At 46.0% G+C, this 20645-nt stretch carries 18 protein-coding genes; 12 read left to right on the plus strand and 6 right to left on the minus strand.

The annotated features are described in order from the left end of the window. Window positions 1-38 precede the first annotated feature (38 nt). On the plus strand, window positions 39-2261 hold the full coding sequence (locus AB1S55_RS12510) for an NADP-dependent isocitrate dehydrogenase (protein WP_370978515.1): 2223 nt from the start codon (window positions 39-41) through the stop codon (window positions 2259-2261). A 69-nt stretch (window positions 2262-2330) separates the two neighbouring features. On the opposite strand, the gene cspD is transcribed toward AB1S55_RS12510, so the two are convergent. Next, on the minus strand, window positions 2331-2579 hold the full coding sequence (gene cspD / locus AB1S55_RS12515; protein WP_370978516.1) for a cold shock domain-containing protein CspD: 249 nt from the start codon (window positions 2577-2579) through the stop codon (window positions 2331-2333). 390 nt (window positions 2580-2969) lie between these two features. Here cspD and clpS point away from each other — a divergent pair, with 390 nt between their 5' ends. Then, window positions 2970-3341, plus strand: a complete 372-nt coding sequence (gene clpS / locus AB1S55_RS12520) for an ATP-dependent Clp protease adapter ClpS (RefSeq protein ID WP_370978517.1) — start codon at window positions 2970-2972, stop codon at window positions 3339-3341. A gap of 19 nt (window positions 3342-3360) precedes the next feature. Continuing rightward, window positions 3361-5628, plus strand: coding sequence for an ATP-dependent Clp protease ATP-binding subunit ClpA (gene clpA / locus AB1S55_RS12525; RefSeq protein ID WP_370978518.1), 2268 nt, complete (start codon window positions 3361-3363; stop codon window positions 5626-5628). 23 nt (window positions 5629-5651) lie between these two features. Here the strand turns inward: clpA and infA are convergent, their stop codons facing one another. From infA to AB1S55_RS12550, 5 genes are all read right to left on the minus strand, one after another. Then, window positions 5652-5870, minus strand: a complete 219-nt coding sequence (gene infA / locus AB1S55_RS12530; RefSeq protein WP_370978519.1) for a translation initiation factor IF-1 — start codon at window positions 5868-5870, stop codon at window positions 5652-5654. Between the two features lie 121 nt (window positions 5871-5991). Continuing rightward, on the minus strand, window positions 5992-6708 hold the full coding sequence (locus AB1S55_RS12535; RefSeq protein ID WP_370978520.1) for an arginyltransferase: 717 nt from the start codon (window positions 6706-6708) through the stop codon (window positions 5992-5994). After that, window positions 6692-7420: a leucyl/phenylalanyl-tRNA--protein transferase gene (gene aat / locus AB1S55_RS12540; RefSeq protein ID WP_370978521.1), complete on the minus strand. Its 729-nt coding sequence runs from the start codon at window positions 7418-7420 to the stop codon at window positions 6692-6694. Before aat ends, AB1S55_RS12535 begins: the two co-directional genes overlap by 17 nt. A 1-nt stretch (window position 7421) precedes the next feature. Next, entirely contained in the window at window positions 7422-8369 is a 948-nt protein-coding gene (gene trxB, locus AB1S55_RS12545) for a thioredoxin-disulfide reductase (protein ID WP_370978522.1), read from the minus strand. A 118-nt stretch (window positions 8370-8487) separates the two neighbouring features. Next, window positions 8488-9423 carry a GGDEF domain-containing protein gene (locus AB1S55_RS12550; RefSeq protein WP_370978523.1) on the minus strand — a complete coding sequence of 312 codons (936 nt, stop codon included), beginning with the start codon at window positions 9421-9423 and terminating at the stop codon, window positions 8488-8490. 250 nt (window positions 9424-9673) lie between these two features. Here AB1S55_RS12550 and AB1S55_RS12555 point away from each other — a divergent pair, with 250 nt between their 5' ends. The 9 genes from AB1S55_RS12555 to gorA all read left to right on the plus strand — a co-directional run bounded on the left by AB1S55_RS12555 (window position 9674) and on the right by gorA (window position 20631). Next, a complete protein-coding gene (locus AB1S55_RS12555) occupies window positions 9674-11167 on the plus strand; it encodes an alpha/beta fold hydrolase (protein WP_370978524.1) in 1494 nt (497 codons plus the stop codon). A 116-nt stretch (window positions 11168-11283) separates the two neighbouring features. After that, on the plus strand, window positions 11284-13626 hold the full coding sequence (locus tag AB1S55_RS12560; protein WP_370978525.1) for a DNA translocase FtsK: 2343 nt from the start codon (window positions 11284-11286) through the stop codon (window positions 13624-13626). Between the two features lie 21 nt (window positions 13627-13647). Then, the gene (lolA, locus tag AB1S55_RS12565) at window positions 13648-14280 is read left to right on the plus strand and encodes an outer membrane lipoprotein chaperone LolA (protein ID WP_370978526.1); all 633 of its coding nucleotides are present in this window, start codon (window positions 13648-13650) and stop codon (window positions 14278-14280) included. After that, on the plus strand, window positions 14273-15616 hold the full coding sequence (locus tag AB1S55_RS12570) for a replication-associated recombination protein A (RefSeq protein WP_370978527.1): 1344 nt from the start codon (window positions 14273-14275) through the stop codon (window positions 15614-15616). Before lolA ends, AB1S55_RS12570 begins: the two co-directional genes overlap by 8 nt. Continuing rightward, window positions 15613-15984: a fluoride efflux transporter CrcB gene (crcB, locus tag AB1S55_RS12575; RefSeq protein WP_370978528.1), complete on the plus strand. Its 372-nt coding sequence runs from the start codon at window positions 15613-15615 to the stop codon at window positions 15982-15984. The genes AB1S55_RS12570 and crcB overlap by 4 nt, the downstream gene beginning before the upstream one ends. A 21-nt stretch (window positions 15985-16005) precedes the next feature. Next, complete coding sequence (gene serS, locus AB1S55_RS12580) at window positions 16006-17286, plus strand: serine--tRNA ligase (RefSeq protein ID WP_370978529.1); 1281 nt, start codon at window positions 16006-16008, stop codon at window positions 17284-17286. Window positions 17287-17392: 106 nt separating this feature from the next. Then, window positions 17393-18784 carry a siroheme synthase CysG gene (cysG, locus tag AB1S55_RS12585; RefSeq protein WP_370981594.1) on the plus strand — a complete coding sequence of 464 codons (1392 nt, stop codon included), beginning with the start codon at window positions 17393-17395 and terminating at the stop codon, window positions 18782-18784. Window positions 18785-18920: 136 nt separating this feature from the next. Next, window positions 18921-19154 (plus strand): hypothetical protein, encoded by a 234-nt coding sequence (locus AB1S55_RS12590; protein ID WP_370978530.1) that lies wholly within the window; start codon window positions 18921-18923, stop codon window positions 19152-19154. Window positions 19155-19278: 124 nt separating this feature from the next. Next, window positions 19279-20631: a glutathione-disulfide reductase gene (gene gorA, locus AB1S55_RS12595; protein WP_370978531.1), complete on the plus strand. Its 1353-nt coding sequence runs from the start codon at window positions 19279-19281 to the stop codon at window positions 20629-20631. Window positions 20632-20645 lie beyond the last annotated feature (14 nt).

Here is a 20645-nt window from a genome sequence, read left to right on the forward strand (position 1 = left end):
GAGCCTGTTTTGTTACTTATTAATATACAGGACACGTTATGACTAAAGAGAGAATTATCTACACCGAAACCGACGAAGCGCCTGCGCTCGCTACTTATTCGTTTCTACCCGTTGTGCAAGCTTTTGCTAAGGCTGCAGATGTTGAGGTGGAAACCCGAGACATCTCTCTATCTGGACGTATCCTTGCTAACTTTGCGGATCTATTACCTGAAGATCAGCGTATCGCTGATGCTTTAGCTGAACTTGGTGAGCTCGCAAAGTCACCGGAAGCGAATATCATCAAACTACCTAATATCAGTGCATCCGTTCCTCAGCTAGAGGCTGCGATTGCTGAGCTGCAAGCCAAAGGCTTTGCTCTTCCTGACTATCCGGTTGATGCTTCAAATGATAAAGAACTGGATATTCAAGCTCGTTACGATCGTGTCAAAGGCAGTGCGGTAAACCCTGTTTTACGTGAAGGAAACTCTGATCGACGAGCTCCAGGTGCGGTAAAACAATACGCGCGCAACAATCCCCACTCAATGGGTGCTTGGAGCAGTGATTCAAAATCTCATGTTGCCAGTATGAGCGCGGGTGATTTTTACGGTTCAGAGCAAAGCTTAACAATGGCTGAGGCAGATGTTGCTAGCATTGTGCTGGAGCAGGCTGATGGCAATACCCTTGAGCTGAAAGGTGGCCTTAAGTTATTGGCCGGTGAGGTGATTGATTCATCGGTTATGAGTAAGAATGCTTTACGCAGTTTTTTGGCAGAGCAGGTTGCAGAAGCTAAAGATCAGGGCGTTTTGTTATCTCTGCACATGAAGGCAACTATGATGAAAGTCAGTGACCCGATTATTTTTGGTCACATGGTGAGTGTCTTCTATAAAGATGTATTTGCTAAGCACGAGGCCGTATTAAGTGGTCTTGGCATCAACGTTAACAACGGTTTTGGTGATTTGGTAAGTAAAATCGACTCCCTTCCTGAAGAGCAGCGCAAAGCAATCGAAGCTGACATTGACGCTGTTTATGCCGCTCAGGCTCCTTTAGCTATGGTGAACTCCGATAAAGGCATCACTAATTTGCATGTACCAAGTGACGTTATTATTGACGCGTCTATGCCGGCGATGATTCGCGCCTCAGGTCAAATGTGGGGCCCAGACGGTAAGCAAAAAGACACTAAAGCGGTCATTCCAGATCGCTGTTATGCAGGTGTTTACCAAGAAACGATCGATTTTTGTAAGGAATTTGGCGCTTTAGATCCAACAACCATGGGCACCGTTCCTAATGTGGGCTTGATGGCTCAAAAAGCTGAAGAATATGGCTCTCACGATAAGACTTTCGAGGTGCCTGCTACTGGCAGTGTCAAGGTATTAAACTCGGCTGGTGAAGTATTGATGCAGCACGAGGTGGAAGAGGGTGACATTTTCCGCATGTGCCAAGTTAAAGACGCACCTATCCAAGATTGGGTGAAGCTGGCTGTTAACCGTGCCCGTGCAACGGGTAATCCCGCCGTGTTCTGGTTGGATGAAAATCGTGCTCATGATGCACAGCTAATCAAGAAGGTGGATCTCTATCTTAAAGATCACAATACCGATGGTCTTGAGCTTCATATTATGGAACCGCGCAAGGCAACTCGCTTCTCTTTAGAGCGTATTCGAGCTGGTAAAGATACTATCTCTGTGACGGGTAACGTATTGCGAGACTACTTAACCGACTTGTTCCCAATTTTAGAGCTTGGAACCAGTGCAAAGATGCTTAGTATTGTCCCATTGATGAATGGTGGTGGTTTGTTCGAAACCGGTGCAGGAGGTTCAGCTCCTAAGCATGTTGAGCAGTTGGTAGAAGAGGGGCATTTACGCTGGGATAGCTTAGGTGAATTCTTAGCTTTGGCGGTTAGTTTTGAGCATCTTGCTGAAAACAAAGGCAATGCTAAAGCAGGGGTACTGGCTAAGACCTTGGATAAAGCAACGGGGCAGTATCTGCTAAACAATAAGTCGCCTTCACGTAAAACTGGCGAACTTGATAACCGTGGAAGTCATTTCTATGTTGCCATGTATTGGGCTCAAACCCTTGCCGAGCAAAGTGATGACGTAGACTTAAAAGCAGTGTTTGCTCCGTTGGCTGAAAGCTTGGTGAACGCAGAAGAGGCTATTATTGCTGAGTTAAATGCTGCGCAAGGTGCTAAGCAAGATATTGGCGGTTATTTTCGTCCCGACCCTGCTAAGGCTGCTGCAGTTATGCGCCCAAGCGCAAGCTTCAATGCATTGATTGATGCTGTATAGTCTCTAGACGACTTTAAGGTATGCACTACAAAAAAGGCCGGTAATCTTACCGGCCTTTTTTATGTCTGTTTATGCAGTGCTTGCTTCTAGCTCATTGGGTTGGCTGTGTTCTCCTTCTGCCAGCTTGATGCTTTTGGCGTGCCCACCTTTGTCGGTATCGGATATTTCGTAGGTGACAGCTTGGCCGGCTTTAAGCGTTTTGTAGCCATCCATTTCAATTGATGAGTAGTGGGCAAATAGGTCGTCGCCGCCGTCCTCGGGCAATATGAATCCAAAACCTTTTGCGTTGTTAAACCATTTAACGGTTCCTGTCGGCATGGTGTTTTTCCTTTATTTTTGGTTAAGCTTGGCGCTGAAGTGAATCGAATACATTGGCAAAGCCAAATTGAAACCGTCACTCGCTGCTTAAGCATTATTATTATTTCGTCGATATTTTGACCGACTAGTGCTCTTTTTATCTAAGCGCATAGGTCTTGTCAACTTTTACGCGCTTAGAGTGTGAGCTAAGTGCTAGAGCGATTGTTAGCGGAGGGAGCTCAAGTTGCTTTAAAAGCGTCTTTTGTTTTTTCTTTTTTATCTTTACCTTTATTTATAAAGTCTAATTGTTTCAATATCTTATGTTGTTTAATTAAAGTTGTATCGATGAGTGCTTTATGCGGCTTAATTCAATAAACTGACGTATAAGATTTGAGTAACAGTGGTAGGACAATGCGTAATCTGGTTTTTTCTCAGCTAACCTTAAATCAAGGTGGCGAACAGCATGATGACTTTGATGGATCTGTCGCACTTCAGGAACAAAAACCTGCTTTAAAGCGTCCATCTATGTATAAGGTTGTGTTGTTGAACGATGACTACACACCAATGGAGTTTGTGGTAGAAATTTTGCAGGGTTTCTTTTCAATGGATCGAGAAAGCGCAACACGCGTAATGTTAATGGTCCATACTGAGGGAAAGGGCGTATGCGGTGTATACACAAAAGATATTGCAGAGACAAAGGCGGCCCAGGTCAACGCCTACTCTCAGGACAGCGAACACCCTTTGTTGTGTGAAATTGAACCATCTGATGACGAAGACGAATAGCGATAAGGTTTAAATGCTTATGCTTAGTAAAGAGCTGGAAACAACATTAAATACCGCTTTTAAAGGTGCGCGCTCAAAGCGCCATGAATACATGACGGTTGAGCATTTGTTGTTAGCTTTGGTCGATAACGACAGTGCGGCCAATGTACTTACTGCATGTGGTCTCGATCTAATAGTTCTTCGGCAAGATTTAAGCGATTTTGTCGATTCGACAACGCCTCTTATTCCTGAAGATGACGATGAGCGTGAGACTCAGCCTACCTTAGGTTTTCAGCGGGTCTTGCAGCGCGCTGTATTCCATGTGCAAAGCTCAGGTAAGAATGAGGTGACAGGGGCTAATGTCTTGGTTGCTATTTATAGTGAGCAAGAAAGCCAAGCCGTTTATTACCTTAAAAAGCAGGATGTGGCTCGTATCGATGTGGTGAATTACATCACACACGGCATCAGCAAAGTTGGAGGTGGGGCTGATCATGTTGACCACAGTGCGCCTCAGCAAGACGAAGAGGTATTGGGTGCTTCTGACACTCAGCAGAGCCCTCTGGAGGCCTACGCAACAAATCTGAATAACGAGGCAGCTCAAGGGCGTATAGATCCTCTAGTGGGACGTGATGAAGAAGTGGAGCGTGTTGTTCAGGTCTTAGCCCGTCGCCGTAAGAACAATCCATTACTCGTTGGTGAAAGTGGTGTGGGTAAAACAGCCATTGCTGAGGGGCTTGCCAAGAAGATTATCGATGGCGATGTACCAGAGGTACTTGAAGAGAGTACCGTTTATGCACTGGACCTTGGGTCACTACTGGCTGGAACCAAATACCGTGGCGATTTTGAAAAGCGTTTTAAGGGCTTATTGGCTGAGCTAAGAAAGCGTGAGCATGCTGTGTTGTTTATTGATGAGATTCATACCATTATTGGTGCAGGTGCGGCTTCTGGCGGGGTGATGGATGCCTCAAATTTACTTAAGCCGCTGTTAACTAGCGGTGATTTACGTTGTATTGGTTCGACTACGTTCCAAGAGTATCGAGGAATATTTGATAAAGATCGTGCGCTTTCACGTCGTTTCCAGAAAATTGATGTGGAAGAGCCGAGTGTTGATGATACCTACCACATCTTGAGAGGTCTGAAGTCTAGTTTTGAAAAGCATCATCAGCTTAAGTACACCGATACAGCCTTAAAAGCGGCTGCGGAGCTTGCAGCTAAATACATCAGTGACCGTTTTATGCCCGACAAAGCCATTGATGTGATTGACGAGGCGGGAGCTTTTCAGCGTCTAAGGCCTGAAAATAAGCGCAAGAAGGTCATTGGTGTCCGTGATATCGAAGAAACAGTTTCTAAGATTGCCAGAGTTCCTGCGAAGACGGTTAATAGCAGTGATAAGCAGCAGCTTGCTAAACTTGAAGACACCTTACGTATGACGGTCTTTGGTCAAGATGAAGCTATTGATGCGGTTTCTTCTTGTATCAAGCTCAATCGTGCTGGTTTGACTAGTCATGATAAGCCTGTTGGCTCTTTCTTGTTTGCTGGTCCTACAGGGGTTGGTAAGACCGAACTTTGTAAGCAGCTTGCTGCCGCAATGGGGGTCAATCTTATTCGCTTTGATATGAGTGAGTATATGGAACGCCATACGGTGAGTCGTTTAATTGGCGCACCTCCTGGTTATGTAGGTTTTGATCAAGGGGGCTTATTGACGGAGGCCGTAACTAAGCAACCGCACAGTATTTTATTGTTAGATGAGATCGAAAAAGCGCATCCTGAGGTGTTTAACTTGCTGTTGCAGGTGATGGATCACGGTACGCTTACTGATAATAACGGTCGTTCAGCTGATTTTCGTAATGTGGTGTTGATTATGACGACCAATGCTGGTGCTTCTGAGATGAGTCGCAGTTCGATAGGCTTTACCACTCAAGACCATACAACAGATGGTATGGAAGTGATTAAAACGGCCTTTACACCAGAGTTTCGCAATCGCTTAGATTCTATTATCCAGTTTGGTGCTTTGAGTCTTGATGTGGTGAAAACGGTGGTTGATAAGTTCTTAATGGAGCTGCAGACCCAGCTTGATGACAAGCGAGTTACCCTGGATATAAGCGAAGAGGCTCGCAACTGGCTGGCTGTTAACGGTTATGATCCACAAATGGGTGCGCGACCAATGGCTCGCATTATTCAGGAGCGAGTTAAAAAACCATTGGCGGAGTTGGTGCTATTTGGCGCTCTGTCAGAGAAGGGTGGTGCGGTGCGCGTCAGTGTGGAAAATGACGAGCTGGTATTGGAGCAAGAAGAGCTAGTTTCCTAGCTCTTTCTAAATACCGCGCTGCTTTAGCGGGCGCGGTAGGTGATGCGCCCTTTACTAAGGTCGTAAGGGGTCATTTCTACCTTAACTTTATCGCCAGTTAAAATGCGAATGTAGTTCTTGCGCATTTTTCCAGAAATATGTGCGATAACAACATGTCCGTTCTCAAGCTTTACTTTGAACGTGGTGTTTGGGAGTGTGTCTACTACTTCGCCTTCGAGTTCAAAGTTGTCTTCTTTCGCCATTCGGCTCTTACCTCAAGTTTGCTTAGCCAAGAAAGGCGGCAATTCTGCCTTAACTGCTTAGCTAGAACAAGGTAAAAAGCATGTTTTCGGCGCATCTTGCCTAAATTAGCAGCATTTTCCTCTAGATCTGCTCATAACTGCGCCAATGGCCATCAATCAACAACTGAAAAGGGCGGTATTGAGCTTTGTAGCGCATCTTTTGGCAGCCTTTGATTAGATAGCCAAGGTAAAGGTGGGGCAGGTTATGTTGTTGGGCCCAAAGGGTTTGAAATAAGATGTTGAAGTTGCCTAGGCCTCGCTTGTGCTCATCGGGTTCAAAAAAGCTATACATGGCAGAAATACCATCGCTAAGCAGGTCGATGACGGCTACGGAAAGTAATTTTTTATTTTTGTCTCTAAAGCATAAGTAGCGGGTAATCCCCCAAGCGCTTGATAAAAAGTCGCTGAATTGCTCTCTGCTGGGTGGGTACATGTCGCCATCAGAGTGGCGAGCATTGATGTAGCGAGAGTAGAGCTCGTAGTATTCGTCTTCATCGATGCTTCTCTTGAGTTCGCAATATAAGTCTTCATTGCGTTTCAAGCAGCGTTTTTGACTGCGATTGGGTGTGAAGCTTTCACATAAAACACGAAATGGTATGCAGGCGTTACAGTTTTCGCAGCGTGGCTTATAAACGTGCTCGCCACTGCGTCTAAAACCAAAAGCAGAGAGGGTGCTATATAAGCCTGCATCAAGTTGTTGCTTGGGGTCTACAAAAATGTTACTGCTTTTTTTTGCATCTAAATAGCCGCAGTTGTGCTCCACGGTTTGGAAAAAACGTAATTCACTCAGATCCGTCAAAGCCATGCTCTCCCATTGCCCAATTTCCGGACCAATCAAACTTTCTAGCTGAGCCTTGATTGTCTTGCAGGATGTACTCAAACTCGTCGCGCTCTATCTCTGTAGCGCCAAACTGGGCAAGATAATCAGTATAAATTTGGCAGTCAATCAGTTTAAAGCCCCATGCTTGTAGCTGTTTGATTGTCGTAGCGAAAGCCAGTTTGCTGGCGCCACTTACTTCGCTAAACATAGACTCACCAAAAAATACGCGACCTATCGAAATACCGTAGAGGCCTCCGACTAGCTTATCGTCCTGCCATGCTTCAATGCAGTGGGCCCAGCCTTGTTGGTGCAGTTCGCTGTAGGCTCGCTGTATATCATCAGTGATCCAGGTGCCATCTTGGCCGTCTCGAACTTGATCAGCACAGCGCTGAATAACCTCTTCAAAAGCGCTATTCACTCGGATGTTAAACGGTTTTTTGCGAGCCAGTTTGCGCAGGCTTCTGTTTAAGTGGGCGAGCTCTGGTCTCAGGCAAAGGCGTGGGGTTGGGCTCCACCATAGAATAGCTTGGCCATCTTCAAACCAAGGAAAAATGCCGCGCTGGTAGGCTTTGATCAGGGTTTGGCTGTTTAAATTCCCCCCCGCAGCAAGCAGACCATTAGGGTCTTCGAGTGCAAGATGGGTAGGGGGGAAGGCTGGATTGACCTCATCCAGCCAGACTAGTTGGCTCACCTTATTTTTCGTCTAGGTAGCGCTCTGCATCTAATGCCGCCATACAGCCAGAACCTGCTGATGTAACGGCTTGACGATAGATGTGATCGGCAACATCACCGGCTGCAAATACACCCGGGATACTAGTGGATGTGGCGTCGCCTTCTAGACCACTTTTAACCACGATATAACCGTTATTCATGTCGAGCTGGTCTTTGAAAAGGTCGGTGTTGGGCTTGTGGCCAATAGCGATAAATACCCCGGTAAGGTCAAGCTCTTGGGTGCTGCCATCTTTAGTCGATTTTGCTCTTAGGCCTGTCACGCCCGCATCATCACCAAGTACCTCGTCTAATTGGTGATCCCAAAGAATGTTGATGTTGCCATTTTTGGCTTTTTCGAGCAGGCGGTCTTGCAGGATCTTTTCAGCGCGTAGGCTATCGCGACGGTGAATTAGAGTTACTTCACTGGCGATGTTTGAAAGATACAGTGCTTCTTCAACTGCGGTGTTACCACCGCCGACAACGGCTACTTTTTGGTCTCGATAGAAAAAGCCATCACAGGTTGCACAGGCGCTCACGCCGCGGCCTTGGAATGCCTCTTCACTTGGCAGGCCTAAGTATTGGGCTGATGCACCAGTACAGATGATTAATGCGTCACAGGTGTAGGTGTCATTGCCGACTAGAGTAAAGGGGCCGCTTTTAAGGTCACAACTTTCAATGTGATCAAAAATAATTTTTGTATCAAAGCGCTCGGCATGCTGCTGCATTTTAACCATTAAGTCGGGGCCTTGAAGCTCCGGGTCACCGGCGGGCCAATTTTCAACTTCCGTGGTGGTGGTTAGCTGACCGCCTTGTTGCATGCCTGTGATCAAAACAGGATTGAGGTTGGCGCGAGCAGCGTAAATCGCAGCGGTATATCCGGCAGGGCCGGAGCCTAAAATGATCAGCGGGTGGTGGGTGCTTTCGCTCATATACTACAGGTCCGATAAGAGATAATTGTAAGTGATTCTAAAGGATTTCAACCTTGCCGCCTATTGGCTCTAACAATAAGCGCGATTAAGTTTCTAAATGCCCAACTTTTTTGGGGAATTATTTAGTGTTGTATTTGTTTTCATCCGCACGGCGTACACAGGCTCGCAGGCTTTCACCGTCTTGCTGCTCAGCAATACCAATCGTTATATCAAGAGGGTTCTCTTGATGCAGTTGGCTGTGTTGTATTAGCTGTTGCAAGCGCTTGCTCAATTGTGAGCAGCCCTCTAAATCACAGGGAACTGGCATAATGACAAATTTTGAGCGGCTAATGCGGTATAGTTTTTCACCTTGATAAAGTTGGGTCCGCGCGAGCTCACAAAAATTTATCAGCGCTTCGTCTCCGGCAAGGTGACCAAACTGGGCGTTGATTTTTTCTATGTCATCCAGCTCCAGTAAAATAACCGAACGGATACTTTGGTTGGCATTGTCTTCTTGTACGGCCTGCTCAAAGGAACGACGGTTGTAGCAGGCGGTTAATGGGTCTTTATAGCTGAGCTCTTCTAGCTGTTGTTGTTGCATTTGATTGCGGCTAACAAATAGTGCAGTGAAAACGTTACTGGCTAAAAAGCTAATTGCAAATGAAGCTAGCTTAGTACCACTGACTTGATCGTGGATCATGATGAATATCGACAGCCCAGTGATGCACGCGGCAATCATGGCCCATTGGATACGGGCTAGATAATACATGGCTATAGCACAAGGGAAACTCCAGAGTACTTGCTCAGGGCCTTTGAGGGCGACGCTGGTTATTTGACCGCTAACAAGGATAAAAGCAAGGATTAGGCTGGCTTTTTCGACTTTACGCGTTTTATAAACATAGGCAAACATCAGTGTTAGAGACGAAACTGCAACAGCATCAAGAGTTGCAATAGGCCAGTCGGAGGTTAGTACTCTGTGTATCAGAAAAGGGGTTAGGCCCAGCATCGTCGCTAGACATATACCAAGAATCACCCATTCTCGAGTGCTTCGTTGTATTAATTGAACCGTGCTCATCCTTAGGCGGCCTTAGTTGGGTAATTGCAGCGACGCATTTTAAAGGAAAAAGTGTATTCCTCTCAGTGCTTTTTAAGATTTAAGTAATATTAAGATCTGTTCATGAGTAGGTGTTGTCTGTAGGAGTATAGGTACTCCGTATGCTGTGCCTGTTAGTGTTAGGCGTTATTATCTTCGCTATTATTTCACTCTTCCTATGCTAAATTGTTGGATTTCGTACGGGGAGTCTCTTTTATTTATAAGGTTGCATATGGTTGCCAAGCGTTTTGCTTTTACTTTGTGCTGTGTTCTGTTCTTTGTATTTACTCACACAGTTTATTCTGAGACTTGGTTAGACAAGGCAAAAAATAAATATGACGATTTACGGGGGGCAAAAAAAACTGATGTTGAAACGTCTTCTGAAACTAAGGAGAAAGCGTCTATAGCTCGAGCAGAGATACCAAATGATTTGCCTGATGACTGGCGTTTAGAGTTATTCGAAGAGTCTATCTTTGGCAGTGAGTTAGTGTTGGCTCGAGTGGGGGAGGCTGGCAAGCCAAAGGTTTTTTTGGTTCATGGCCTTGGTCAGTTAGGTATGCGGGATTGGTTAACTGTTGTTCCTAAGCTGAAAGCTGATTATGAGGTTTTTGTAATTGATTTACCTGGCTTTGCTTCTTCAGGTAAACCCAAAGGTAAATATTCCCCTAGTAACTATGCTGGTGTGCTTAATGAAGTGAAGGCATATTATGCTCCTTCAGAACAAATCAGCATGATTGGGCACTCAATGGGGGCGGCGGTGACCTTGCGCTATAGCCATTTATACCCTAATAGCCTGAAGCGGGCGGTTTTGGTCGATGCCGCAGGAATACTGCAACGAACTGCATTTATGAAGCACAGTGTGCAGATTTCAAATGCAGAAAAATCGTCTGCTCATGTGTCTAAACTTGTCTTGTCCAAGACGCAGGGGTTGAGTAATAACCTTATCGAGTTGATTAATCTGTGGCCAGATCCAAGTAGGCTTATCAAGTCTGAGGGGGCCTGGAGCAAGACTTTTTCGGGAAAGTCTAATGCTAATGCAGCTTTTGCTCTCATAGAAGAGGATTTCTCAGAGGCAATTTATAATAATAAAGTTGCAATAACACTTATCTGGGGAGAGCTTGACACCGTAGCGCCCTTGCGAACTGGCGAGGTGCTTAGTCATGCTTTAGGAGGGGCTAAATTAAGTGTTATTGCTGGCGCTAAGCATGTGCCAATGAAAACACACAGCGATCTCTTTAATGACTATTTAAAACACCATTTGGATCAGACGTACTCAGAGCCTGAGCAAAAGTTGCAGGAGGGTGAGAATATCAACTGCGGTGGTATTTCGGGGCGTATATATACTGGCGATTATAAAAAGGTACATATAAGTGACTGTAAAGCTATCACTTTACGAGATATGACTGCGGAGCAGTTGATAATTAAAGATTCTCAAGTGGATATTGAGGATGTTAGTTTAACGAGTAAGGGGACAGCTTTTTCTTGTCAAGATTCAGTGGTACTTGCAACGAATTTATCCATTAAGGGTGATGTTGCTATGTTGCTTGACGATTGTCGACTGGATAGTGCGGGAATGTACCTTGAGGCTTACGCTACGGCCTTAAATGTATTGAATCAATCAAGGTTGGTGATTTCAATAGCTCGAGTCTCAAGTGCGAAGTACAAAGGCTTTGCTCACGGCCTTTATGTATTGGAACAGCAGAGTTTGGATGAATATTTACAATAAATGCGAATTGCTTGGTCTGTTTTATTCAAGAAATTAAGTTTGTCGATGCTAGATTGTTGAAGCATGGCGCTGGACTCTCTATGATCACGCCGAAACCTTGGGGAATAAGAGAAAGAATGACGGAGCAGGTTAGTAGCACATCCTCAGCTGGAAAATTAGTTGAAGATCTCAGTACCAGAGTGATACGTGAAGGTGTACTTATTGTACTGATTACGGTGTTCTCTTATTTGACTGTAGCCCTAGTTAGTTATAGTGAACATGATCCAGGGTGGTCGAATACAGGCAGCAGTTCAGCGGTTAGAAATGCGGCCGGTCCTGCAGGTGCTTGGGTGGCAGATGTCTTTTTGTCCCTTTTTGGCAATATTGCCTATCTATTCCCCTTGCTTTTGCTTTATCAAATTTGGCACCAGCTTAAAGAGCGTCAAAACTGGCGTTTTGATGCACTTCTCACCGCACTTAAGTCGCTTGGTTTGTTGTTGGTTATGGTGTCGGCTTGTGGTTTAACGGTTATTCAGGCAGGAGCTGAGAGCGGCTCTTTACCGTTTTCTCTAGGTGGCTGGCTGGGGCTTGAGATCGCTGAAACCATGCGTTCAAGCTTTGGTTATATTGGTTCTGCCATGATCCTATTGGCGGTTTTCTTTTTTGGTTTAACGATTTTTATTGAAATCAGTTGGTTTGCGGTAATGGATTTCATTGGCGCCAAAATACTGCAAGCGTGGGCCGCAGCGCATCGTTGGTTCAAAAAGTACAAATTACGTAAAGCTGAGAAAAAACAGGTTGCGGCCGTTGTTGAGCACCGCCGTGAAGCCGTAAAAGCTGAAAAGAAAGAGAGTCTTAAGCGTAAACCACCAAAGATTAGTAAACCGCGCATTGAACCTAAAGTGAGTACCCGTGCGGCAGCAGAGAAGCAGCAAAAGCTCTTCGATGAGCCGGTCGTCGGAGAGTTGCCAGCGATTAGTTTATTGGAGCCTGCTGATCCTGCCGATAAAAAGGGCTATAGCGAAGAGAATCTTGAAGCCATGTCTCGCTTGCTCGAGCTTAAACTTAAAGACTTTGGTGTGATTGCTGAAGTGGTAGGTGTTCTGCCTGGGCCTGTTGTTACACGCTTTGAGTTGCAACCTGCACCAGGTGTTAAGGCCTCTAAAATCACGGGTTTGAGTTCAGATTTAGCGCGCTCTTTGGCCGTCAGTGCGGTTCGTGTGGTTGAAGTTATTCAGGGTAAGTCGGTTGTTGGTATTGAGATTCCGAATGAGCACCGAGAGATGGTGCGCTTAAGTGAGGTCATTGCTTCTGTAGAGTATGAAAAGTCCAAATCACCATTGAGCTTGGCTTTGGGGCATGACATCAGTGGTGAGCCCGTGATTGCCGACTTAGCTAAGATGCCTCACTTACTTGTCGCCGGTACAACAGGTTCGGGTAAGTCGGTGGGTGTGAACTCTATGCTTGTTAGCATGCTCTATAAGTCGACACCTGAAGAAGTGCGCTTATTACTGGTTGACCCCAAAATGCTTGAGCTAAGTGTGTATGAAGGTATTCCTCATCTGCTGGCTCCTGTGATTACCGACATGAAAGAAGCCGCAACAGGTTTGCGCTGGTGTGTGGGGGAAATGGAACGCCGTTATAAGTTGATGGCGGCTTTGGGTGTGAGGAATCTGGCAGGCTATAACAAGAAAGTTAGAGATGCTAAAAAAGCAGGCGAAGAAATTAAAGACCCCTTGTATGTGCCAATGGATGAAGGGGTTAGTGGTGTTGAAGGCTTTGAGCCCCCTGCATTAGATACATTGCCGTTTATTGTTGTGGTCATTGACGAATTTGCTGACATGATGATGATTGTTGGTAAAAAGGTTGAGCAACTAATTGCTCGAATCGCTCAAAAAGCACGAGCGGCGGGTATTCACTTGGTTCTTGCGACTCAGCGCCCATCGGTGGATGTTATTACCGGTCTTATTAAGGCCAATGTCCCTACTCGCATGGCCTTCCAGGTAAGTTCTAAAATCGATTCAAGAACCATCCTCGATCAAGGTGGTGCCGAGCAGTTACTTGGTCATGGTGATATGTTGTTCTTGCCTCCTGGAACAGCTCACACTGTGCGTGTGCATGGCGCGTTTATTGATGATCATGAGGTTCATGAGGTGGTCGCTGATTGGAAAAAGCGAGGCGAGCCTAATTATCTTGAAGAAATTTTCAGTGAAGAGGTTGATAGTATTCCTGTTCCTGGTTTTAGCAGTGGTGAAGAGACATCAGGCGGCGATGATGAAAGCGACCCGCTTTATGATCAAGCTCTTGAATTTGTTACAGAAACACGTAAAGCCAGCATCAGTTCAGTTCAGCGTAAATTGCGCATTGGCTATAACAGGGCTGCAAGACTTATTGAACAGATGGAGGCATCTGGTGTCGTAAGTTCTATGGGGACCAATGGTAATAGAGAAGTACTTGCGCCGCCGCCACCTAAGCGGTAGCTCGAGTCTAGTGGGTAAAATATGTATCGAATTTTAGTTGTTTTGTTAGTGCTTGTTTCAGGTTTTGTGCAGGCACAAGATAAAGTTGTCAGTGACGCTACGCGCTCACTGTACGAGCGCTTAGGTAACATCCAATCACTGAGTGCAGACTTTAATCAAAAAGTAACGGACCATGAAGGTTGGCTTGTAAGCGAGCAGCGCGGCACCTTATTACTTCAGCGCCCAGGGCAATTGCGTTGGCACTGCAATGAGCCTCAAGAGCAGTTGGTGGTAGGCGATGGTGAGAAGATCTGGCTGTTTGATCCCGACTTGGAACAGGTGAGTATCTATAAAAGCGCTAACTTGTTAGAGGGGCCAATGACCTTACTTGCACAAAGCATGGAAGCCCTAGCTGAGCAGTTTGCTGTTGCCGAAACGGACTGTGATGATCAAGCTTGTTATCTATTGATTCCACGAACTCAAGATCAAAATACCGCCTTTAGTGAGTTGCGTTTCGATTTTTCTGAGGCCGGTTTAAGTCGGATACTCATGTCTGATCGTATGCGTCAGAAGACAGAAACCAAACTCAGCAACCTTATCTATAACGCTGACATTGATCAAAAACAGTTTACATTTGTTGTGCCTGAAGGCGTCGATGTCGTAGTCAATGACTGATCTTTTTAGTAACGAAGATAATGCGCTAAGCTCGGCGCCCCTTGCCGCTCGTATGCGGCCACGCAGATTAAGCGAATATTTGGGGCAAGAGCACTTACTTGCCGAAGGGCGTGCACTGCGTAAAGTTTTAGAGCAAGGGCAGCCTCATTCTATGTTGTTATGGGGCCCGCCGGGTGTAGGAAAAACAACTTTAGCGCGCTTGCTTGCTAATGAAATAGATGCCCTGTTCTTGTCTGTTTCGGCGGTATTAAGTGGTGTTAAAGAGCTGCGTTCGGCTATTGAGCAAGCTAAACAGTGGCGAATTGCTACCAATAAAGCCAGTATTTTGTTCGTAGATGAAGTTCATCGCTTTAATAAAGCGCAGCAGGATGCGTTTTTACCTTATGTTGAAGATGGAACCGTCATTTTTGTTGGCGCTACGACCGAAAACCCAAGTTTTGAAGTGAATAACGCGTTGTTATCTCGCTGTCGAACTTACGTACTCAAGAGCCTCAGTGAACAAGCGATCGGTTCTTTGATAGATCAAGCGCTTACCGATACTGAACGAGGTTTGGGCGCGCGTGAACTTAGCATCAGTGATGAAGCGCGGAGCTGTCTTATCAAAAGTTGCTCTGGTGATGCGCGAAACTGTTTAAATGTATTAGAGATCGCGTCCGATCTTGTTGATGATAAAAGTGAGCTGTCGATGGACGAGCTGGCCGATGTCATCGGTGAGGGCGTGCGTATGTTTGACAAGGGCGGCGATCTTTTTTATGAGCAGATCAGTGCCCTGCATAAGAGTGTAAGGGGATCAGACCCCGATGCTTCACTGTATTGGATGATGGCAATGCTTGATGGGGGCTGTGATCCTCTTTATGTAGCAAGGCGTTTAGTGCGCATTGCTTCAGAAGATATCGGTAATGCAGACCCGCGAGCCTTGCAGTTATGCTTGAACGCATGGGATGTGCAGCAGCGCTTAGGGCATCCTGAGGGTGAGCTTACCATGGCGCAAGCCGTGTTGTATCTAGCGGCGGCGCCAAAGAGTAATGCCGTGTATAATGCCTTCAAATCTGCTCGTGCGGATATTGCGTCTTCGGCAGTACATGAGGTTCCAGTGCATTTGCGTAATGCACCTAGCAAGTTGATGAAAGAACTCGGTTATGGTCGAGAATATCGCTACGCGCATAATGAGCCTGGTGCATTTGCAGCCGGAGAGCGTTACTTTCCTGATGATATGGAAGAGCGCTGCTATTACGAGCCTGTTGATCGCGGTCTTGAAATTAAAATCGCTGAAAAATTAACGATGCTTCGTCGCTTAAATGACGAGGCTAGAGCATTAGAAAAGGAAAATCAATGAACTGGTTAGCTGTCGCGATGGGTGGGGCTATTGGTGCCTGTCTACGTTATGGGTTGGCTCTTTCATTTGCCTCAGCGGGCTTTCGCTTCCCTGTTGCCACCTTTATTGCCAATATGGGCGGCTGTTTTTTAATGGGCCTTGGTTTTATCTTTATTGTAGAAAAAGCCATGCTCTCTGATTTGTGGCGTCATGTCTTATTGATTGGCATGTTAGGCGCATTCACCACCTACTCAACATTTTCTGTTGAGGTTGTTTCTCTGCTGGTTGATCAATACTGGAAAACCGCATTTCTTTATTGGTTTGGTACTGCCGTGCTCAGTGTTGTTAGTGCTGCAATAGGCATAGGTGTTGCCAAGCAACTTATTTAATCTACGAATAATGACTTACTCATGCTAGATCCAAAACTCTTTCGTACTGAGCTCGACGCGATAGTCGACAATCTTAAAAAACGTAATTTCACTTTTGATGTTGAAGCATTTACGGCTTTAGAAGCCCGTCGTAAAGAGCTGCAAGGCAAAGCTGAATCTCTGCAGGCCGAACGCAATACTCGCTCTAAAGGCATTGGTAAAGCAAAAGCCGCAGGTGAAGATATTGCGCCTTTACTTGCTGAAGTTGAGAACTTAAAAGGTCAGCTAAGTGATGCAGAAGCAGAGCTGAAAAGTTTGCAAGCTGAATTGGATCAAGTGTTATTTGGTATTCCCAATTTGCTTTCTGAGCGTGTTCCCGAGGGGCGCGATGAAGATGACAATGTTGAAGTTTTAAAGTGGGGCGAGCCCAAAAGCTTTGACTTTGAGGTTAAGGATCACGTTGATGTTGGCGCAGCTGTTGATGGCCTAGATTTTGAGCTTGCAGCAAAAATCACTGGCTCTCGTTTTGCTGTCATGCATAAAAGTATTGCCCGCATGCATCGTGCACTTATTCAATTGATGTTGGATACGCATTCAGAAGAGCATGAGTACAATGAGGTTAATGTACCCTATATCGTCAATAAGCAAAGCTTATTTGGTACGGGTCAGCTACCGAAGTTTGAAGAAGATTTATTCAAGCTTAACGATGATAGGGAGCTCTATTTAATCCCGACGGCAGAAGTACCGGTTACCAATATTCTACGTGATGACATTATTGATGAAGCAAAGTTACCGCTTCGTTATTGTGCGCATACGCCGTGTTTTCGTTCTGAGGCGGGCAGTTACGGTCGCGATACTCGCGGCATGATTCGCCAGCATCAATTTGAAAAAGTAGAGCTAGTGCAATTTGTGAAACCCGAAGACTCAGAAGATGCTTTAGAAGCATTAACAGGCCATGCTGAGGCTATTTTGCAAAAGCTGGGTTTGCCTTATCGTAAGGTTATTCTTTGCGCTGGCGATGTGGGCTTCTCATCGTGTACCACTTATGACCTTGAGGTGTGGCTGCCTTCACAGGATACCTATCGTGAAATCAGCTCATGTTCAAACTTTGGTGATTTTCAGGCTCGCCGAATGAAGGCGCGTTATCGCCGTAAAGATACCGGTAAGCCAGACTTTTTACATACTATTAATGGTTCAGGTTTAGCTGTTGGTCGTACGCTTGTTGCCATTCTTGAGAACTACCAAAACGCTGATGGCAGTATTACTGTTCCAGAAGCTTTGCGTGCTTATATGGGTGGTAAAGAGCAAATAGCGGCTATCTAAGAAGCCGTATGTTTGTTAGGTGATTGACTAAGCCCGGCCTTTGGTCGGGCTTAGGTCGTTATGGCAGCTGCTAAACTGCTAATAGCTACAAAGTAGAGAGAAGATGATGGATTTTTTGCCGCTGTTTTTTGATATTAAAGGTAAGTCGGTTTTATTGGTGGGGGCCGGTGAAATTGCCTTGCGTAAAGCCCGGTTATTAAGTCGTGCCGGTGCGTGTATCGATGTATGTGCTCTAGAAGTCGACGATGCTGTAAAGCTTATGTGTGAGCAAAGTGGCGGTAAGCTTAGTGTGGGCGATTGGTTTGAGTTAAAACCGAGCTTGGATGATTACAGCTTAGTTATTGCGGCAACAGATAATAGCGCCTTAAATGAGGCTCTATCGGCTGAATGTCATGAGCGTAAGCTGCCGGTTAATGTGGTTGATAAACCCGAACTATGCTCCGTTATTACGCCGGCTATTGTTGATCGCAGTCCACTGTTGATTGCCGCAGCTTCAGGTGGGCAGGCTCCTGTGCTAGCAAGGAAAGTGAAGCGCATGCTCGATTCAAGCTTTCCTGGCGCTTATGGCAACCTAGCCAAGTTTGCATCACGTTTTCGCAGCAGGGTAAAAGACGCGATTCCCGATATGGAGCAGCGACGCCGATTTTGGGAGCGCTGCCTAGATGGCGACATCAGTGAAAAGGTATTAGCCGGTAATGAGCAGGCCGCTGAGAAGTTAATGCAAGAGGCCTTGGCTGAACCTAATGCTGACGAGGGCGGTGAAGTGTACTTGGTTGGTGCAGGCCCTGGTGATCCAGACTTATTGACCTTTAAGGCGCTGCGCTTAATGCAGAAAGCCGAGGTGGTTTTATATGATCGCCTGGTAAGCCAGCCTATTTTGGACATGGTTCGCAAAGATGCTGATTTTGTTTATGTCGGTAAGGAGCGTTCTGATCACGCTGTGCCACAAAAGAAAATCAATGAGCTGTTATTAGAGCATGCCCAAAAGGGCAAACGAGTATTAAGGCTTAAGGGTGGCGATCCTTTTATTTTTGGGCGTGGTGCTGAAGAAATCGAACTTCTCAGCGAACACGGCGTACCCTTTCAGGTTGTGCCGGGCATTACTGCAGCATCTGGCTGCGCTTCTTATGCAGGGATCCCTTTAACCCATCGTGACTGTAGTCAGAGCGTGCGTTTTATTACGGGACATGTAAAAGACGGTGTGCTCGATTTTCGCTGGAAAGAGTTTGTCGAAGACAGTCAAACCTTGGTTTTCTACATGGGGCTGACGGGGCTGCCTAAAATTTGTGAACAGCTAATTAAGCACGGTAAAGACCCTCGCACACCGGCAGCATTGGTTGAGCGCGGAACGCAACCGACTCAGCGCGTTCATGTTGGTTGTTTGGAGAATCTTCAACAAATTGTTGAGAGCGAAGAAGTGCATGCGCCAACCTTGCTCATAATTGGTGAGGTTGTATCACTGCAAGAAAAGCTTCATTGGTATAAGCCAGAGTGTTAAACGGCTTTAAGCTAGCGCCTAACTGAGTATCTAAGTCTTAAGAAAGAGCGTTAATGGCCGAAACCTTCAATAAGGCCGCTCGTTTTACGGGCGGCCTGCTAATCATTGAGGTCTATGGCTAAGTAAGGAGCTTGATATGGTTGATGCTGTAACGGCGACTCAAGCTACGCCTTCGTCTTCGCATAAGCAAGATCAGGCCTTAGTCATGCCGAATAAGCAAAGGTCCATGCCTTCTTGGGATGGGCGAGAGCGCCGTAGCGGTAAGGAGAGGCGCCAGCACGATGAGCCGCGTTTGGGTGCTTACGAAATGCGAATCGCTCAGCGTCGCGCTGATAGCAGCCACCAACCCCACCTAGATATCGACGCCTAGACTCTAATAAATCAAAACTATCGTAATGATAGCTCTGTGCCTGTGCGAAAACCTGTTTAAAAGGTGTAAGCTAGGCGCCAATTGATCGACAAACAGTGCGTCATTATTCAACAAGGAGCTCAGCGTGGCTTACGATTTTGATTTATTTGTTATAGGGGCAGGTTCTGGTGGTGTTCGAGCAGCCCGTATTGCGGCTTCTCTTGGTGCCAAAGTAGGAATTGCTGAAAATCTCTATTTTGGTGGTACTTGTGTCAACGTAGGTTGTGTACCTAAAAAGCTATTTGTTTATGCCTCGGAATTTCTTGAGCAGCAAGAAGTAGCAAAGGCCTATGGTTGGTCGCAAGCTGAACCGGAGTTTAATTGGCCGACCTTGCGCGATAATGTTAAGAGCGAAGTAGGGCGTTTAAACAAAATTTATTTAAGCCTATTAAATAATGCGGGTGTAAGCATAAAAGAAGGGCTTGCCAGTTTTGTTGATGAGCATACGGTTAGTGTGGCAGGCAAGAACTACAGTGCGGAAAAAATATTGATCGCTACTGGAGGCTGGCCGAAGCGCCCAAGTTTTTCAGGAGCAGAACATGTTCTCACCTCGAATGAGTTGTTTTCTATGCCTGCATTACCTAAGCGTGTGCTTGTGCAAGGTGGCGGTTATATTGCGGTTGAGTTTGCAGGGATTTTTAATGGCCTGGGAGTTGATACCGAGCTTTGTTATCGTGGCCCGATGTTTTTACGCGGTTTTGATGAAGAGATAAGGACCTTTGTTGCCGAGCAACTTAGCAACAAAGGTATTGAGCTTAAATTTAACTGCGATATTAAGTCGATTGTTAAAGCCGATGATGGCACGTTTGTAGTCGAGTTTAATAACGGTGAATCATCGAGTTACGATGCTGTTGTTTCTGCTATTGGGCGCAGCGCTAAAACAGATGCCCTTGCATTAGAGAAGGCGGGGGTTGAGCTAGATAAACGAGGTTTTATTGCGGTTGATGAGCATTTTCAAACAAGCAGTAAAAGTGTTTATGCTGTTGGCGATGTTATTGGTCGTGTTCAATTAACACCCGTTGCTTTAGCAGAGGGCATGGCACTAGCAAAATACTGGTACGCTGGTGAGCCTCTAACTGTTGATTATGGCAATATCGCCACGGCAGTATTTTGTCAGCCTAATATTGCAACGGTGGGTTTGACAGAAGAGCAGGCTCGTGAGCAGGGCAAGTCCTTTGATGTTTATGCAAGCAACTTTAAGCCGATGAAACATACCGTCAGCGGTTTAGATGAGCGTATGCTAATGAAGTTGATTGTAGATAAGGATACGGATCTTATCCTTGGTGCTCATGTTGTGGGTGAGGCCTCGGGTGAAATGGTTCAGTCTGTTGCGGTTGCAATGAAGGCGGGAGCCACCAAGTCTCATTTTGATCAGACCATCGGAATACACCCGACAGCAGCGGAAGAGTTGGTTACAATGCGAGAAGCGCGCGCCTAGCGCGCTTTTGCTTG

This window comes from Agaribacterium sp. ZY112, assembly GCF_041346925.1.
Taxonomy (GTDB): domain Bacteria; phylum Pseudomonadota; class Gammaproteobacteria; order Pseudomonadales; family Cellvibrionaceae; genus Agaribacterium.

What these genes read in the sequence shown, in the direction of transcription:
- AB1S55_RS12510 (WP_370978515.1), top strand. Translation starts at nt 39, where the DNA reads ATGACTAAAGAGAGAATTATCTACACCGAAACCGACGAAGCGCCTGCG.
- cspD (WP_370978516.1), bottom strand. Translation starts at nt 2,579, where the DNA reads ATGCCGACAGGAACCGTTAAATGGTTTAACAACGCAAAAGGTTTTGGA.
- clpS (WP_370978517.1), top strand. Translation starts at nt 2,970, where the DNA reads ATGCGTAATCTGGTTTTTTCTCAGCTAACCTTAAATCAAGGTGGCGAA.
- clpA (WP_370978518.1), top strand. Translation starts at nt 3,361, where the DNA reads ATGCTTAGTAAAGAGCTGGAAACAACATTAAATACCGCTTTTAAAGGT.
- infA (WP_370978519.1), bottom strand. Translation starts at nt 5,870, where the DNA reads ATGGCGAAAGAAGACAACTTTGAACTCGAAGGCGAAGTAGTAGACACA.
- trxB (WP_370978522.1), bottom strand. Translation starts at nt 8,369, where the DNA reads ATGAGCGAAAGCACCCACCACCCGCTGATCATTTTAGGCTCCGGCCCT.
- AB1S55_RS12550 (WP_370978523.1), bottom strand. Translation starts at nt 9,423, where the DNA reads ATGAGCACGGTTCAATTAATACAACGAAGCACTCGAGAATGGGTGATT.
- AB1S55_RS12555 (WP_370978524.1), top strand. Translation starts at nt 9,674, where the DNA reads ATGGTTGCCAAGCGTTTTGCTTTTACTTTGTGCTGTGTTCTGTTCTTT.
- AB1S55_RS12560 (WP_370978525.1), top strand. Translation starts at nt 11,284, where the DNA reads ATGACGGAGCAGGTTAGTAGCACATCCTCAGCTGGAAAATTAGTTGAA.
- lolA (WP_370978526.1), top strand. Translation starts at nt 13,648, where the DNA reads ATGTATCGAATTTTAGTTGTTTTGTTAGTGCTTGTTTCAGGTTTTGTG.
- AB1S55_RS12570 (WP_370978527.1), top strand. Translation starts at nt 14,273, where the DNA reads ATGACTGATCTTTTTAGTAACGAAGATAATGCGCTAAGCTCGGCGCCC.
- crcB (WP_370978528.1), top strand. Translation starts at nt 15,613, where the DNA reads ATGAACTGGTTAGCTGTCGCGATGGGTGGGGCTATTGGTGCCTGTCTA.
- serS (WP_370978529.1), top strand. Translation starts at nt 16,006, where the DNA reads ATGCTAGATCCAAAACTCTTTCGTACTGAGCTCGACGCGATAGTCGAC.
- cysG (WP_370981594.1), top strand. Translation starts at nt 17,393, where the DNA reads ATGGATTTTTTGCCGCTGTTTTTTGATATTAAAGGTAAGTCGGTTTTA.
- AB1S55_RS12590 (WP_370978530.1), top strand. Translation starts at nt 18,921, where the DNA reads ATGGTTGATGCTGTAACGGCGACTCAAGCTACGCCTTCGTCTTCGCAT.